We start from the raw sequence: 15,154 nt of genomic DNA on the forward strand, positions 1-15,154 counted from the left end.
TTCCAGATGCGCTGGTGGAAAAGAACGCACGCGATTTTGACGCAATGACGCAGGCTATCGACGAAGCGCTCAGGAAAATCGAGCGTGACCGCCGCATCAAACCTTCCCAGGCAACATTGGCCAAGCTTGCTAACTGTACCCGCGGAACCCTCAATAATCGGGGTTGGCCGCTGGCCAGATTACTTGACATCAAACGAGAGAGAGAGCGGAATCGGGCGGCAGAGAAGTCAGTCGAGCCGAAGTCCTGCGCATCAAAAGTTGAATCGGAAATAGATAAGCTCAAGAACCAGTTGCAGCTCAGCCGAACTGAGAACTCCAGACTGCATGCGAAGAATGAACAGCTTGGAAAGGACCTCCAGCAGGCTAAGGACCTACTCGCCGAGGTGACCCGGCTCACCAGCAACACTCGACAGGACTCCACTCCATCACAGCCCAACCATTCACCGGCCACGGTGGTGCCGCTCCGGAAGAGAGTGGTGGCGAAGACGGATACGGGACCGCACCAAAAGTAGCGCTGGCAACGCGCGTCAGGACACCAAAGACATGCGCCCCCCGATGGACCGCATGTCACGAATAACCGGGCCTCGCATCAAACGGCGATAGGAGCCTTAATCCCTGGGTCAGGGTCATAACCTTCAATATGAAAATCCTCAAATCGGTAGTCGTAAATCGATTCTGGCTTGCGAACAATGCTAAGCCGAGGTAATTTTTTTGGCGACCGAGTGAGCTGTAGCTGGATTTGCTCCATATGGTTTGCGTAAGCGTGGAGGTCGCCAATGCTAACCACAATCTCGTGCGGTATCAAATCGCATTGTTGAGCCAACATGTGCGTCAAGAGCGCCAATGAGGCAATATTGTAGGGCAGGCCCAAAAAACTATCTGAACTTCTGATGTATAACTGAGAAGATAGTTTTCCGTTTGCGACGTAAAACTGGTACAAAAGGTGGCATGGCGGTAGAGCCATAAGACCATTTTTTGCATTCTGAACGGGACTCTTAGACTCATCAGGTAAGTATTCAGGATTCCAACCATGGAATAAAATCCGACGACTGTTTGGATTAGTCTTCAACGTGTTGACGACGTAGTCAATTTGATTGATGGTGTCGCCATTCTTGGTTGGCCATGCCGTCCACTGTTTTCCATAAACCGGGCCCAGTTCCCCTTCAGGCGTGGCCCATTCATCCCAGATGGAAACACCGTGCTCATTAAGCCATGCGATATTCGTGTTGCCACTGAGAAACCAAATCAGCTCATTCGCGATGCTTTTGAAATGGAGCTTTTTTGTCGTCAAAAGCGGAAATCCGCTCGCTAGGTTATGGCGAATTTGCCGACCAAAAACCGAAGTCGTTCCGGTTCCTGTGCGGTCACCTTTGACCTCACCATTTTGAAGAATATCTTTCAGCAACTCCAAGTATTGCTTCATACATACACCAATCTACGCAGTTATTGTGTCCTTCAGACGCCAAGCGCCGGGCCGGAGGCGTCTGAAGTTGAGGTGAGTCAGAGGTTATCCCTCAAGCCCCTCCAGGCGAGTCAATGCCCTGGGACCAAGGTGGTATTTTGCGGTACGAGCGCAGACGCCATGGGCACAGGGGCATCAAACAGAAGTAAAGGAAGCGCTTTTATCAAGCCAAACAAAGTCCTCGGCACGTCGGCATGGGTGTGCTGAGTAAGCGTTCAGTCTTGCGTGCTTGCCTCGCCCACGACTGTCGCGGGGGCGTTCATCCCGAACCGCGCAAGAGCTCTGCGCATGTAACCGTTACCCAGCTTTCCAGCCAGGTAGCCATCTTCCAACAAACCTCCCTTGATGTTTCCATCAGTGAACGCAGCGAGGTCACCGGCGTCGCCTTGCTGTCGCGCCAGCTCCACCAGAGACAAGTACTCTGCCTTCTCTTCCTTGCTCAACTTCTGGATGAGCGCCAAGCCTGCGTCTGCGGCCGGGGTAGACATCTGCATCCTGTCCATCATGTCTTCATACGTGACCAGCCCTCCCCCTCTGCAAGCCTTGCGTCGTTCGGCCTGCACGGCGTCATCCGCGTCGACAAGTTCCTGCAGGCGCGAGTTGCTGATGTACTGAAGCTTCAGCTCCACATCTGCGTCCACGGTAGTGCTCAACAGCCGTACAGCGCGCATCAGAGACCAGCCAGGCTTTGACGCCTCCTCAGCTTCGATGCGCCGCACAAGCTCTTCGAATCGGGCGCGCAGGACATCTCGCCCCAACGAAATTCCGGTTCCGTTGTAGTCGTCGATGAGATTGAACAGGCCCCCAGTGGGTGCAATCACAAAAGTCGTGCTTTCGAAGTACCGGTGGCACAACCTACCGAGGCCGCGACTTCGAGATTCATCAGCTTCGCTGTCATCTTCGATGTAATCGTGCGAATTGAGTTGCCGTACTAGTTCCATCCCGCGGTGGCTGTACTGACTGTCTACCCCGAGCGGCTCAACATCTGAAGTCTCCAGAACGACGTAACCGTACTTGGGTCCAAAAGAGAAGCGCTCCAAGGTGAGGCGCTTTGGCTTGACTACGGCAACAAAGGACTCGCTAAAGTACAGAGAAAGCATCTCGCCGCTTTCACAGGTTGAGACCCTTTCGACGGTGAGTCCCCCGCCATCCGCGAAAAACAGATGGTTCAGTCCTCGGCGCCGGGAGAGAAGGCCCAGCACGTTCGCAATCTCCGAAACGTCTGTCCATTCCACCCGGGCTGGACCGGCGACCCGGATGGCTTGGACCTCCGCAGCACCCCATTGCAGGGTGTTGGCTCGCTGGAAGTCGCTCTGAACCTCCATCACTTCCCTCAACGCATCTGCGAACTCCCTGGCCGTAGGTCGCGCAGCGGGAGCGGCACTCGTGGCGCGCTCAAGCAAAGTGTCGAGAGGCTCAACCACGAAATCTTTTGACTCAACGTGATGAATAAGTCCCTCGATACCATTCGGCTCATAGGGGCCACCAAACACCACTTTTTGATTCGCCAGGATGGCCCACACGGTCTTCGCGAAGCTGTAGACGTCGGCCAACTTGGCATCAGCACCCGAGGTGTTGCGCATCATCTCGGGAGCCATGTAGCCAGCCGGGCCCATTGGTTCGCTGTCCTCCGTGATACCCGACCGCTCCGGAAACGCAGCTATTCCGAAGTCGCCAAATCGGTAGGTGCCCTCCAGAAGAAACAGATTTTCAGGCTTGATATCCCGATGCGCGACCTCCTGCTCATGAAGCTCTGCAAGGCCCTCGGCAAGCTCCAAGAGCGCCTCAAGCCGAAAATCCCAATCCTGTCCTTTCAGGGCATCTCTGAGGGTGGAAGCACGCGGCATGACATACCAGGGGATATCCGAAGTCCCGATAGCATCAGGAAGGCTGTGCTCCAAGATAGGCACCACGCGAGGGGAATCCTTGAGGCGGCCAGTAACCACCAAAACTTCATCTTTGAAGCGTGTGTACCGCTTCGAATCGATGTTGAGGAGAAACTTCACAGCCACAGGTCCATGGTCGCTGCTCGTGCCACTCAGCACCCTTCCGTTACCGCCCTCTCCTAGTTGCTCCTTCCCGAACACTACGTTTGGGCATTCCCTTTGAAGGTCTTCCTTTTTCGCTGACCGCAACCCCATAACCTAGCTCCCTATCGGCTACACATCGTTGGATTTCTTACCTCACCCGCTCGCGTGCCCGGACTCAGACCGCTGGCAAGCGCGGCCGATAGGATACGCGCCCCGCCTACCTGTTGCCCGGCATGAAGCGCCACCACACCATAAGGCGGTCACTCTTGCCGTTAGCCGGGCTTCTGCGTATTGAAGGCACAGGTTGGAAGCAACCAGACGCCAGATGCTGCCAGCGCAGTCACCCCGCCATCGACCCATACGCTACCTGCTCAAGTGAGATGCCGGCGTACTGCAGAAACTCAAGAAAAAGCTTCTTGCCTTGGTTTGCCGAGGTGTTCAACTGGTCTGCGCTCAACTGTTGCAGCAAATCCAAGCGAGCCGCTCCGTCCATGCGGTCGTATGACGAAACGTACATGAACTTTGGCAGCCGGCAACTGGGCCACTTTGCCCCTCAGGGCCCAAAACACCGCTGATTTGCCCAACTTCGACAATGATTTGAGAACTGAAACGAGCTCACCCCCAACAAATCGAGAACTAGAGAACTAGGCTCTAACGGCAACGAGTTGCCTTCGCCCGTCCCCATCGCCGGCGACAGTCCCACCACGTTCATCCAGAAGCCACTTCTGCGCTGACTCCTTAAATAGCAACGCCCCCGTGTTGACCTCCTCTCCTTTGCCAGGAAGCCACACCTCGCTGACGTCCGTCAGTTCCCAGCCTCCGGCCTCGGGCGTGGGCCTCATCCACTGGAGACCAACGACGCTAGCGCCCTCCAGCCCTTCGAGCAGCCCACGCAGCGTGCTGGTCCACGACACTAACGTTGTCTGATAAATCGTGGACTTCTCTTGCTCATGGGCCGTTGTCAAAACAAACCAAGCCGCCCCAGTCGACAACGAGACTGCCTGAAGACAGGACCCACCTTTAGGCAACAGACTTTTCGGCACCGGCACTTCCATGTGCGGTGAAGTCATGAACATACGTGCTCCGCTTGAACGTTTAATACCCAATTGTGACTTAAAAGCGGCTGACTTAAAAGCGGCATCCTCAGAGACTTGGCACCCGTGTCCACCACGTCGCCGAAACCGCCAGCTCACCCGCACACCGCTCGCGCACTCCTTGCCGAGAACGTGGTGCGCCTGCGCGCTGAACGCGGAATAAGCCAGGAAGCGCTCGCACTCGAAGCGGGCCTACATCGCACCTTCGTCGCTCACGTTGAACGCCAAGCGCGAAACATCTCTCTCGACAATATCGAGCGCCTTGCCATAGCGCTCAACGTTTCTGTGGGCGAGCTTCTTCGTCTGCCGGGCCCGGCTCATTCCTGAGACGCTTCACCCTCGCAGCGGTCTTCTTCGAGCCGCGAGCAGCAACCTGCCCTTCCGATGCTTTTTTCAGTGCACGCCGGCGCGTCGCCTTCGCTAGTTCCGCGTTGTACGAGTCGACAGCGTCGTCAGATAAGTCAAGATTGACATGAACGGCCATGCGCTCTAGCAGACTCAGCACCATGCCCATCCGGACCGTGTCTTTGCCGTTTTCCAGGTCTGTCATGAACTGCTTGCTCACGCCAGCAATAAGAGCGAAGTCGTCGATGCGGATGCCCGCACGCTTACGCATCGTGCGAATCGCAACGCCTGCTTCTTGGACAGAAGAGATAGGTACGAGCATGAATATTCCTACGGATGCAGGAATATCACCTCAAGTTATTCAGTTCGTCAAGAAAATTCCTTGCTTCGTAGGAATTTCTATCCCATGGACCAACCCGCGTTTCAGATTTCCTATGATGCCAGGAACATACTTCACACCGGCTCCGCCAAAAGCTCCCGCCCAGCCCCTTGGAGCGGATAAGCCACGCTTGACTTAAACAACCAATGCCCTTCCGCCTCGCTCTCGCATCGACTCGTTCACACGTAGCCCTTCTCATTGCACTGACGCTGGCCGCCATCAGCCTTCCCTGCATCGCCTGGGCACGCGCCCCTCAGTTCGACAGCTCAGCACTACTAACGCCACAACCCACCAGTTTTGCGCAGTGCCCGCAGTTCTTTGCTAACGGCAAACCGCCAGCCATCGCACCCCGGCCACTGCTCCGAGAGCTCTGCTACGAAGCGTTTGCGGTGCTGCACAGTGGCACGAGCAAGACTCCAGTTTTTGTGGCGCAGCGGCTCAACCGCCAGAGCATCGAAGACGCTGACGAAAAACGGGCGAAGCGATTCTTTGCTGATGCCCGGCTTCCCCGCGGTGAACGAGCTGAGTTGGAAGACTACAAGAACTCTGGCTACAGCCGTGGCCATATGGCACCTGCAGGAGACATGTCCACACCAACAGCGATGGTCCAAAGCTTCAGTTTGGCCAACGTCGTACCTCAAAACGCGCAACACAACAGCGGTGCGTGGTCCAAAATTGAACAGGACACTCGACACTATGTGCGTCGTGCGAAGGGGGACGTGTTCGTCATAACAGGGCCTGTGTTCGCCGAGGACTCGCCTCAAATTGGCGCAAATCGGGTCAGAGTGCCGGCATATTTGTACAAGCTCGTTTACGACGCATCAACTCAACGGGCTTGGGCCCACTGGCAACAGAACCGAGAGGGTGAGATGGTGGGCCGCCCTATCAGCTACAGCGAGCTGGTAAAGCGAACCGGCGTGGAGTTTTTGTCAGGAATCTCCGTGCAGCACTGAGCGAACGACTGGGGACAAGTTGTCGCCTATGTCTCGCGCCTACGGCGCACTCTCGAGTGATGAAGTCCGAAAATTTCCGCTTGTGAAATTTTGTAAGCCGTTTTTATAATCGACACAGTCACGACGACTACCGGACGAGCTCTCTGCAGCTCTGATGGCTTAGCGAGTCAGTACTCGCAGCTCGACACTAATGTGCGTTCGAGCAAGCAGCAAATAGCTGCCTTCCGCCCCAGCGTGAAGAACCAGGCAACGTGTCCCATTGCGGCCGTTGGACAAGTGTGCCCACATCCTGTCTGGTTCTTTCACAAATCGCGCACAGCAAATCAACGGCATCCCTGCTAGTACCAGACCCGGCTGCTCTGCTGTACACCAACTCTGAAGCACGACGACCGTGCGAGTCAGGCCTGAATGTCGTCGGCTAGGCACGCGACTTTGCTGGGAGCTAGATGGCCGCGCAAGCGTGCCTCTCCCCGATAGCACCCTCATCCCTAGACAGGTCCGCTGACCTTGTGCTCGGGGCGCCTTTGCAAACACCACTTCAAATATCAACGTCCTGGATTGGCCCAGGCGCTTACGGCCGCTATGGCCAAAAGGAAAACAAAATGAATCCCAAAACTCATCACATCTCGAACACCAACTCGACCAAAGCACTTCAACTCGCAGCCACAGCGAAAAGCAATGCATTGATGTACGCCGTACTTGCCACGGCCATATCCCGCGATGAGGACGTCGAAGCCATGTGCCAAAGCGTTGGAATGCGATACGGACAGTTTCGTCTGCTTGCCGTAGGTGACCACGAAGCAGCGTCGCAGTTGCCAGAGTTCTACAGAGGTTGTGCTGCATACATAGGCTGTTCAGCACTCACGGCAGAAATCCTCGCAGGCGCTCTTCGCGTTGATGACGTGACAGACGGGGAGCCCGACAGCGAAGAGATTTGGCGGAAAGCTAGCAAGGCGGCGGACAAACTTGCAATCTGGGCTCTTCAGGTAATCGCAGAATCTGAGCCCTCGATGCAGACGTACCAAATAACCTTGGCTCTGTCACCTAATCGTGTTGGTGGCTAAGCTGCGGAGCCATGCGCCGTCGTGATATCCAGCGGTTTGTGGACGCTTTGAAAGCTCCCACGACGATTAGCTCAAGAGCTTGAGACCTGAAATTCCCGTAGCACCTTCTCGAGCTCGGGGGATGCGATTTGGTCCAATCTCCGAATGGCCCCCTCCAGGTACGCCATGTCCTTTTGAGACGCGCCGAAATTCTCGAAAAACGGCTTCCACGCACGAGCCACCAGCCACACCTCGTGCAGCGCCTTCAGCGCTTCCACCCGTCTCGAAAAGTACACAGCCCAGTGAGTCATCAGGTTGTCCAAGGTGGCTAGCCTGCCCCTTTCCCCAACCTCCAAGTGCAGCATCCGTTCCTGGGCGACAACGCTCATGGGGAGCACGTCATAGAGCGGGCTGAGGGTCCATCCTTTGGCTGCGACCTGGTACAGGAATCCGTGATTGCGCAAGTGGTCATCCGTGTTGGTGACGAAGATGTTGAGCGCCTGCCGCTTGAACAGCTCACGCAAGTCACGCGCGAGGTACCTGGGGAGCGCGCGGGCACGCATTTGCTCTGCCAGGGCCTTGTAGGAGCTACGTATTGCTTCATGCTCATCGACGCCCATGAGAGTGAGTGCCGAGCAAAAGCCTATGCGGCCCTCGATAGCCTGCAGGCCTCCAGGCCCCTCCAACGGCTCCCAACTTTCTTTGACGGGGTCCGGGACGACCCCAGGCTCTGCCCAGTAGCGGTCGAATCGCCGGATGAACAGCACCTTGACATCGCCTACCTGCTTGACCTCCACGGGAGGCACACGAAGCCCCGCGGCACGCGCAAGCTCCAATGCGCCCGCTTCGAGGACTGCGTTACAGGCGCGGTCTGACTTGGATGGGAACTTGGCGAGCCAGAGAACACCGTCATCGGTGCGCACGGACGCCTTAGGGCGCGCGCCGCCGGCGCTTCCAAGGCTTCCAAAGTAGACGGCGAGGTCCTCCCCGACGTGTTCCTCATTTTCGATGCGGTCCGCTGCCTCCATAAGGCGCGCCAGGTCCATCTCGGCGGACACCGGTGCCGTAGCCTCGGAGTCCCGCGCGAGGCGCACATCCAAGGCGCCCACCCGGTCGGAGCCCGCCTCCAGGAGATAGGCCACCTCCGGCAGCTTGTTGGTCGCCACCCTGAGCTTGTTCTCAATGACCCTACGCCCCCAGGCATCGGGGGCCGCGTCGCGGATACCCCCGAACTCCGTGAGTCCAGCCAAGACAAAGCGCTTGGCTCCACCTTCCTCATCCTTCAGTGGCAAGGCGACGGGGTCCACCTCGACGGCATAGGGGCGCTGCACGTAGCGCTTGCCGTAGACGAAAACAGGCTGCGCGGTGTTTGCGCCTTCCAGCGAACCCGCTGGCACGAAGTCAGTGCCATGCTCATCCGCCACATGTGCGAACACGAAAACGTCACTGGGTGGACGGGCATAGGGGTTCCAGTCAGAAGTCATAGGGGTCCTTTTCAGCCTTGCGCTTCGCGGTCATTTCGGTAGGTTGCCCAGCATCAGACCTGAAGGTCGCCTTGGACCCGCTTTTGACACCCAAAGTGGAGCCCTCGACCTTGCGTCCAGCGCTTGCATTTGACTTGTAGACGCGCTGGACGCGGGGGGCTTCATTGAAGACACGCACGGCGGCCGACTTGCCTGTCAGCAAGCCAGCCAAGGTCAGCTCGGGCTCCACGGCATGCAAGTAGCGCAGGACCTGCGAGAGCGTGCGGCTTTCGTCCCCCTGCTCCAGCAGTACCGCAGTGGACCGAGAAACACCTGCGCGCGCTGCCGCCTCACTCTGGGTCATGCCGCGCGCAATGCGCAGTGTGCGGAGCTGGGTGCCAATCTGCTCTGCCTCTTTCTGGCGGACTTCAGGCGTGCGGAGTGATTCGTCATACTTCATGGACTTCCCGTAGAGATGGAACCCGTTGCTGCAAGGCGGCAGTAACCGGCGGGACTGTGACGTGGCGCAGCTGGCTGCGTCTGCAATCGCAGTCCTTGTCGTGCATAAGGACTGCGATTACGGTCATTTTCTCACTGAATCCAGTGGCAGTCAAGGCGGGTCCAGTGCCTGCGATGTCGCTAATCACAGTCACTGCACCTGGCAAAGACTGCGATTGGCGACGTAACGTCCATTGCCTACAGGGTTCCACTCAAGGCCACCAACACCATTAGGTGACAGAGCTAATACCTTTCGGCACCGCTCCACTCGCACGTCAATCTTGAGCTTTTCGGCTTGGCAGCTGAGTTGTTACCATCTGCCAAGTCTGGTGGCAAAACACCCACAGATGTTTGATAAAGGGGCGCATCGTGAACTTCCACACCTTCACCAGCCGCGAATTCAATCAAGACGTGTCTGCTGCAAAGAAGGCCGCGCTGGACGGGGGCAAGCCGGTCCATGTGCTGCTGAGCATTGACGAGTATCTGCGCCTGACCAACAAGGGCGCTTCAATCGTTGAGCTGCTGAGCATGCCTGCGGCGGCTGCCATCGAGTTCGAGCCGCCCAAGGCCAGCTTGAGGTCCAAGCCGGCGGACTTTTGCTGATGTGCATTCTCGGCACCAACGTCGCCAGTGAGCTGCACAATCCATGTACTTAGCAACGCCGGAATAAAGAGTAGCCATAGAGATAGGCGCTCAAAGCGATTTCCGCCAGGCCACGACCAACCCGGTTTAGTCGCGGCCGGAAAAGGGAAAGTCCCGCCTTTTGAGCAAGGCTCAGTCCTCTGACCTGCGTGAGGCCTCTCGTTTTCAATACGTTTCGGTGACAGCGCCTAATTCTTTTGGATGAAATTTGATTGAAAAACTTGAACGCTTGATTGAGCGGTCGTTCGACCTTCACGAGTCAATTTATGGACATGTAGAGTCGCTGGAGCCAGCCCCACTCCCGCGGGCTGACATCGCGTTCGATGCAGGGCTGTTAGCGCTTGAGCATGCGACCGCCGCACTTGAACTGATTGACAGTGGGCGTGTCAGTTCCGCGTTTGCTTTGATGCGACCTCAATTTGAAAGCTTGGTTCGAGGCATATGGCTGGCACATGCTGCAAGCGATTTGTGGGTAGAAAAGCTCTCGCAGCCATTAACGCTTGCTGCTCAGCGCCAAGCGAATGAAGGACCGATGCTCGCTGAAATGCTGAAGCAACTTGAGACTTGCCCCGATGCGCCAGCTCACATCGTCGGACAGCTCAAAGAGTACCGTGACGTGTCTTGGAAGGTACTGAACAGCTTCAATCACGGCGGTATTCACCCATTGAGCAGGAGTATCAGCGGATACCCGCCCAAGCTGCTCTACGACGCATTGAGAAATTCAAATGCAGTGCTCGCCCTGACAACGCAACTCTTGTCCATCATGTCGGGAGACGAAACCAAAATGGAACCGGTAAGACGCATCCATTTAGAGTTCGTGGACTGCTTGCCCATCATTCACGGCTCCTCCCGTTAACACGCTGCGCGAACACTATCCAAAGCGAGCCATGTTGGGCTGTGCTGCGGTACGAAAGCTCACTCAAGGCGCGTTTGCAGAAGGTCTTTCATGACTTCGGCTCGACCACAGCGCGGGCAACCTCCCTACCAACGTTGGTACCTCGCGCTTCTCACGGCGAAGAGCCGCTACGTTTTTCCGCGCCCCTTTTTCATCCCGCTGTCGTGCTCCTGTCGTGGCCGGTCCGCAGCCGTCAAAAGAAACTTCAGCCATCAACAACCGATGGAGAATGCTTTATGCCCTACGCCCTACTTCTGCTTGCCTCTACAGCGCGGACGCCAACCACGACAGGAAAACATGCGGGCCAAGCTCAGGAGTTTCAATCAGTTGAATTGAGAAGAGTGCCGGCCTGGGTCAGCCTGCTTTTCAACCCTTGGTGCACCGCTGAAGCGGTATGGATTATTTCTTGGGACGGACCACTTGCAGGTGCTTCTCGGGCAGAGCTAGACGCCTTCGTCAGTTGCCGAAGGATATTCGGCACGAGGTTCACGGCTGATTGTGGGTCACCCTTGCGACGGGTTTTCAAACTTCGCCGCTTCCAGGCGGACTCTGCGCTCATCAAGCAGTTCGCCATCGAACATCCAATAATCAGACCCGCTAACCGATGTTGACTTGTAGCCCATTTCCTGCAGCGCCTTCAAAGCGGCTGCCGAGAGGCTAAGCGTCTCACCCCTATAGTTGACCTTCCCACCATCTAGAACGGTCACGGTGACGGTTTCGTCTCGCGATAAAACCAGGACGTCCCCGACATAAATCCCCAACGCGGAGAGATTGATGCGTGAGCGCCGCTGCTCTTTGGCCTTCTCCATTGCTTTAGCTTCGACTGGGTCAACATCGACTTTGCCTGGAGTCACTTCCTTGAAGTTACCTAAGCTCAACGCTAGAACTGCCTTCTCCGGTTCAATTTTGAAGAATTCCCGTTTGGGGTTGATGCGGTACTCAGCAAAGAGTTGGTGCAGTGTCTTCTCTACCTTTTCCAAGCTGATGTGTTCGGGTACCTCTGCTGCGAAATGGCATTCGAACGGCAGAGGTATGCCGGATGTCGCGCTGAGGCTAGTCACACGGGATTCAACGCTGTCAGTGGTAAGGCCGATTTTCACGAGTCCAGGCATAGCCTCATTAGTTAGTACGTAGATAATTTTCGGCATAGATTTTTTACTAACCACTGTCTTGCTCATTTCGCTCAAGAGCAACAGAAGTGCAAGAGCAATGCGCGGAGCGCCTTTGTGTCCGTCCATACTTTCGTGCTGCCACACTGACGCCATAGCGACCATTGCTCGGTAGGCAGGACTGTCACCAGAGAAAATTTCTGACTCAACGGCATCTAGGTCTAAAACAAGTTTTGATAGGCCCTGGCGACGTAACTCAGCGAAGCGGTCAGAGGCTTCAGTCCAGTATGGGTCTTCGCACCAGTGGTTAACCATGAGCGCTTCCCTTTTCGTTTCTCAGAGGTGCGTGCAGACGCGACTTGCGAGGAATCCTGGACGAGTCACGAAGCGGTCCAGTCATCAGACAGAACTTCGGCCTGCTTCATGACCAGGTCAACCGCCGCATGCGCTTTGTCTGGCGGGTACTTGTGGTTGGCAAGGATATGGCGCACCTTAACCACCATGGCCGCCCGGACGCTGTCTCGCTTGGACCAGTCCACCGTAGCACTGGCCTTGAGCTTGCGCGTCAGTTCCTGCGCAATCTCCTTCAACACAGCGTCGCCCAACTCCCGCACTGAGGCTTCGTTCATCGCCAACGCGTCGTAGAAGGCCAGCTCGTCCCTGTTTAGCCCGAGTTCTTGGCCTCGTTTGGCCTCTCTCTCGAACTCCTTGGCCATTGCTATCAGCTCTTCGATGATTTGCGCGGTTTCGATGGCGCGAGCCTTGTAGCGGTTGAGCGCCGCCTCCAGCAGGTCAGAAAACTTATTTTTCTTGACCACGTTGGTACGGAACTTCGCCTTGATTTCATTCTTGAGCAGGCGTTCTAGCAGCTCCACCGCCAGGTTACGGTGTTCCATGTGCCGCACGTCTTCCAGGAACTCGTCCGACAGGATGCTGATGTCAGGCTTCTTCAGCCCGGCCACCTCGAAGATGTCCACCACGTCCTCGGACACCAAAGCGCCCGAGATGATTTGGCGCATGGCATGCTCTTTGGCCTCATCACTCAAGGCCTTCTTCGGGTCGGCCTTGGTCAGCACGGCTTTGATGGCCTGGAAGAGGGCCAGCTCTTCGCGATGCTCGCCGGCACCGTCCAAGGTGCAGCACAGGGCGAAAGCCTTGCTGGCTGCCAGTACGTGGTCGGCAAAGATGCGTCGGCCTTCCTTTGACTTGTCCTTGTGCGTTTGCTTGAGCACGTGGTTGACCGCCTTTGGCAAGACCACCAAGGCCTTGGTGCGGAAGTCGGCGTAATCGCAGCCGTGCAGGAGGGCGCGCAGGATGTCCATTTCATCGAGAAAGACAACCAGCGCTTCGGAAGCGTCAATCGTTGGGCGCCCCTTGCCCTTGCTGGCCGTGTACTCGTACAAGGCCGACTTCAGCTCATTGGCAATGCCGATGTAGTCGACCACAAGCCCGCCAGGCTTGTCTTTGAAAACCCGGTTGGCCCGCGCGATGGCTTGCATCAGGTTGTGGCCACGCATCGGCTTATCCACGTACAGCGTGTTTACCACCGGGGCATCAAAGCCGGTCAGCCACATATCGCGGACGATGACGATTTTGAGCTCGTCGCCTGGGTCCTTGAACCGCTTCTCGATATTCTTGCGGATGTCCTTGGGGTAGACGTGAGCACGCAGGTGCTGCTTGTCGCTTGAGGTGCCCGTCATCATGATTTTGATGGCGCCCTTGTTCGGGTCCTCATCGTGCCAAGAAGGGCGAATTTTGATGATTTCCTCGTAGAGGTGCACACAGGCCTCCCGGCTCATGGCGACTACCATGGCCTTGCCGTCCTGCACCTTCTGGCGCTCCTCAAAGTGCTCTACCAAGTCCTCAGCCACTTGAGCCAACCGCGGCTGCGCGGCGACGATTTTTTCCAGCGCGGCCCACTTGCGGTAACGGGCGGAAGTCGCTGACTCCTCCTCGTCTTCGCTGAGCTCTTCGGCTTGCTCATCGATGTGCGGCGTCTCCTCGGGCTTGAGGTCTAGCTTGACCAAGCGGCTCTCGTAGTACACCGGCACCGTTGCGCCGTCAGACACGGCCTGCTCGATGTCGTAGATGTGCACGTATTCCCCGAAGACGGCGCGAGTGTCCCTGTCTATGCTGCTGACCGGGGTGCCGGTGAAGGCGACGAACGTGGCCAACGGCAGCGCATCGCGCATGTGCTTGGCGTAGCCGTACTTGATGGAGCCATCTTTCTGTTCGATTTGGGCTGTGAAACCGTATTGGCTGCGGTGCGCCTCATCGCAGATGACAACGATGTTCTCGCGCTTGGTCAACGCGGGGAAAACCGTTTCACCAGGCTCCAGCCCAAATTTTTGGATGGTGGTGAAGATGACACCGCCCGATGGCCGGCTGTCCAACAACCTGCGCAGCTCTTCGCGGCTGTCGGCCTGAACGGGCATCTCCCGAATCAAGTCCGAGTTCTTGCAAAAGGTCTCGAACAACTGACCGTCCAAGTCATTCCGGTCCGTGACGATGACGATGGTGGGATTCTGCAGTTCCGGTGCCATCAACAGCACCGAGGTGCTGCAGACCATCTCAATGGACTTGCCCGCGCCTTGGGTGTGCCAAACAACGCCACCCTTGCGACTGCCGCCGGGCGCTGATGCCCGAATGACGCTCTCGGCAACAGCCAGCACCGCATGGAACTGGTGGTAGCCAGCAATCTTCTTGACCAGGACGCCCTCTTCCTCAAACAGGATGAAGTTGCGTAGGTACTTCAGAAAAAGGTCTTTTCTGAACATCCCGCGAATCAGGGTTTCAAGCTCCTGGTGGTTCCCCAGAGGGTCGATTTCGACGCCATCAATGGTCCTCCACCCCAGGAACCGCTCCTTGTTGGCAGTCAACGACCCGAACCGGGCGTTGGAGAAATCGGAGATGACGTTGAAAGCGTTGTGGTGGAACAGCGCCTTGATGTCAGTCTTGTAGTTCTGAATCTGGTCAAACGCCATCCAGATGTCGGCGTTTTCGTCGGCAGGGTTCTTGAGCTCAAAGACGACCAGGGGCAGGCCATTGAGGAACACCACCACGTCTGGTCGGCAGTTGTGCTTCGGGCCCTGGACGGTGAACTGGTTGACGACCTGCCACTCGTTGTTTTCTGCTTTGTCAAAGTCCACCACTTTGACGATGGTGGCCTGCTGTTCACCGCCAGCATGTTGATTTCCACGCAGAAGTGACCCACTAACCCCCGGGATTTCCATCCAAACCT

General features: G+C 56.7%; 14 protein-coding genes. 6 read left to right on the forward strand and 8 right to left on the reverse strand.

Going from position 1 to position 15,154, the window contains the following annotated elements; translation table 11 throughout:
• Nucleotides 1–14 precede the first annotated feature (14 nt).
• Complete coding sequence (locus tag ACODSM_RS21780; RefSeq protein ID WP_488806879.1) at nt 15–512, forward strand: hypothetical protein; 498 nt, start codon at nt 15–17, stop codon at nt 510–512.
• A gap of 77 nt (nt 513–589) precedes the next feature.
• Here ACODSM_RS21780 and ACODSM_RS21785 read toward each other — a convergent pair whose 3' ends face one another.
• The 3 genes from ACODSM_RS21785 to ACODSM_RS21795 all read right to left on the reverse strand — a co-directional run bounded on the left by ACODSM_RS21785 (nt 590) and on the right by ACODSM_RS21795 (nt 3,967).
• On the reverse strand, nt 590–1,423 hold the full coding sequence (locus ACODSM_RS21785; RefSeq protein WP_488806880.1) for a thymidylate synthase: 834 nt from the start codon (nt 1,421–1,423) through the stop codon (nt 590–592).
• 254 nt (nt 1,424–1,677) lie between these two features.
• Nucleotides 1,678–3,603 (reverse strand): serine/threonine protein kinase, encoded by a 1,926-nt coding sequence (locus ACODSM_RS21790; protein ID WP_488806881.1) that lies wholly within the window; start codon nt 3,601–3,603, stop codon nt 1,678–1,680.
• A 229-nt stretch (nt 3,604–3,832) separates the two neighbouring features.
• Nucleotides 3,833–3,967, reverse strand: a complete 135-nt coding sequence (locus ACODSM_RS21795) for a hypothetical protein (protein WP_488806882.1) — start codon at nt 3,965–3,967, stop codon at nt 3,833–3,835.
• Nucleotides 3,968–4,721: 754 nt separating this feature from the next.
• Here ACODSM_RS21795 and ACODSM_RS21800 point away from each other — a divergent pair.
• Nucleotides 4,722–4,913, forward strand: coding sequence for a helix-turn-helix domain-containing protein (locus ACODSM_RS21800; RefSeq protein WP_488806892.1), 192 nt, complete (start codon nt 4,722–4,724; stop codon nt 4,911–4,913).
• Here ACODSM_RS21800 and ACODSM_RS21805 read toward each other — a convergent pair.
• Nucleotides 4,861–5,253 carry a helix-turn-helix domain-containing protein gene (locus tag ACODSM_RS21805; protein WP_488806883.1) on the reverse strand — a complete coding sequence of 131 codons (393 nt, stop codon included), beginning with the start codon at nt 5,251–5,253 and terminating at the stop codon, nt 4,861–4,863. The genes ACODSM_RS21800 and ACODSM_RS21805 overlap by 53 nt on opposite strands.
• Before the next feature lie 203 nt (nt 5,254–5,456).
• Between ACODSM_RS21805 and ACODSM_RS21810 the strand changes: the two genes are divergently transcribed.
• Entirely contained in the window at nt 5,457–6,263 is an 807-nt protein-coding gene (locus ACODSM_RS21810) for a DNA/RNA non-specific endonuclease (protein WP_488806884.1), read from the forward strand.
• Nucleotides 6,264–6,865: 602 nt separating this feature from the next.
• Complete coding sequence (locus ACODSM_RS21815; RefSeq protein WP_488806885.1) at nt 6,866–7,327, forward strand: hypothetical protein; 462 nt, start codon at nt 6,866–6,868, stop codon at nt 7,325–7,327.
• A gap of 71 nt (nt 7,328–7,398) precedes the next feature.
• On the opposite strand, the gene ACODSM_RS21820 is transcribed toward ACODSM_RS21815, so the two are convergent.
• Both ACODSM_RS21820 and ACODSM_RS21825 read right to left on the reverse strand, forming a co-directional pair.
• Complete coding sequence (locus tag ACODSM_RS21820) at nt 7,399–8,790, reverse strand: type II toxin-antitoxin system HipA family toxin (RefSeq protein ID WP_488806886.1); 1,392 nt, start codon at nt 8,788–8,790, stop codon at nt 7,399–7,401.
• Nucleotides 8,780–9,229, reverse strand: coding sequence for a helix-turn-helix transcriptional regulator (locus ACODSM_RS21825; RefSeq protein WP_488806887.1), 450 nt, complete (start codon nt 9,227–9,229; stop codon nt 8,780–8,782). The genes ACODSM_RS21820 and ACODSM_RS21825 overlap by 11 nt, the downstream gene beginning before the upstream one ends.
• Before the next feature lie 407 nt (nt 9,230–9,636).
• On the opposite strand from ACODSM_RS21825, the gene ACODSM_RS21830 reads away from it, so the two are divergent.
• Nucleotides 9,637–9,870, forward strand: a complete 234-nt coding sequence (locus ACODSM_RS21830; RefSeq protein ID WP_488806888.1) for a type II toxin-antitoxin system Phd/YefM family antitoxin — start codon at nt 9,637–9,639, stop codon at nt 9,868–9,870.
• A 247-nt stretch (nt 9,871–10,117) separates the two neighbouring features.
• On the forward strand, nt 10,118–10,765 hold the full coding sequence (locus ACODSM_RS21835; protein ID WP_488806889.1) for a DUF6988 family protein: 648 nt from the start codon (nt 10,118–10,120) through the stop codon (nt 10,763–10,765).
• A gap of 542 nt (nt 10,766–11,307) precedes the next feature.
• Here the strand turns inward: ACODSM_RS21835 and ACODSM_RS21840 are convergent.
• On the reverse strand, nt 11,308–12,228 hold the full coding sequence (locus ACODSM_RS21840; protein ID WP_488806890.1) for a GIY-YIG nuclease family protein: 921 nt from the start codon (nt 12,226–12,228) through the stop codon (nt 11,308–11,310).
• A gap of 65 nt (nt 12,229–12,293) precedes the next feature.
• On the reverse strand, nt 12,294–15,154 hold a 2,861-nt coding region (locus tag ACODSM_RS21845; protein ID WP_488806891.1), incomplete at its 5' end, for a type I restriction endonuclease subunit R.

The organism is Acidovorax sp. FG42 (genome assembly GCF_057809195.1).

Bases quoted from the DNA above. Each gene is read 5' to 3' on its own strand.
- ACODSM_RS21785 (WP_488806880.1), bottom strand. From the start codon at position 1,423: ATGAAGCAATACTTGGAGTTGCTGAAAGATATTCTTCAAAATGGTGAG.
- ACODSM_RS21790 (WP_488806881.1), bottom strand. From the start codon at position 3,603: ATGGGGTTGCGGTCAGCGAAAAAGGAAGACCTTCAAAGGGAATGCCCA.
- ACODSM_RS21805 (WP_488806883.1), bottom strand. From the start codon at position 5,253: ATGCTCGTACCTATCTCTTCTGTCCAAGAAGCAGGCGTTGCGATTCGC.
- ACODSM_RS21810 (WP_488806884.1), top strand. From the start codon at position 5,457: ATGCCCTTCCGCCTCGCTCTCGCATCGACTCGTTCACACGTAGCCCTT.
- ACODSM_RS21815 (WP_488806885.1), top strand. From the start codon at position 6,866: ATGAATCCCAAAACTCATCACATCTCGAACACCAACTCGACCAAAGCA.
- ACODSM_RS21820 (WP_488806886.1), bottom strand. From the start codon at position 8,790: ATGACTTCTGACTGGAACCCCTATGCCCGTCCACCCAGTGACGTTTTC.
- ACODSM_RS21825 (WP_488806887.1), bottom strand. From the start codon at position 9,229: ATGAAGTATGACGAATCACTCCGCACGCCTGAAGTCCGCCAGAAAGAG.
- ACODSM_RS21840 (WP_488806890.1), bottom strand. From the start codon at position 12,228: ATGGTTAACCACTGGTGCGAAGACCCATACTGGACTGAAGCCTCTGAC.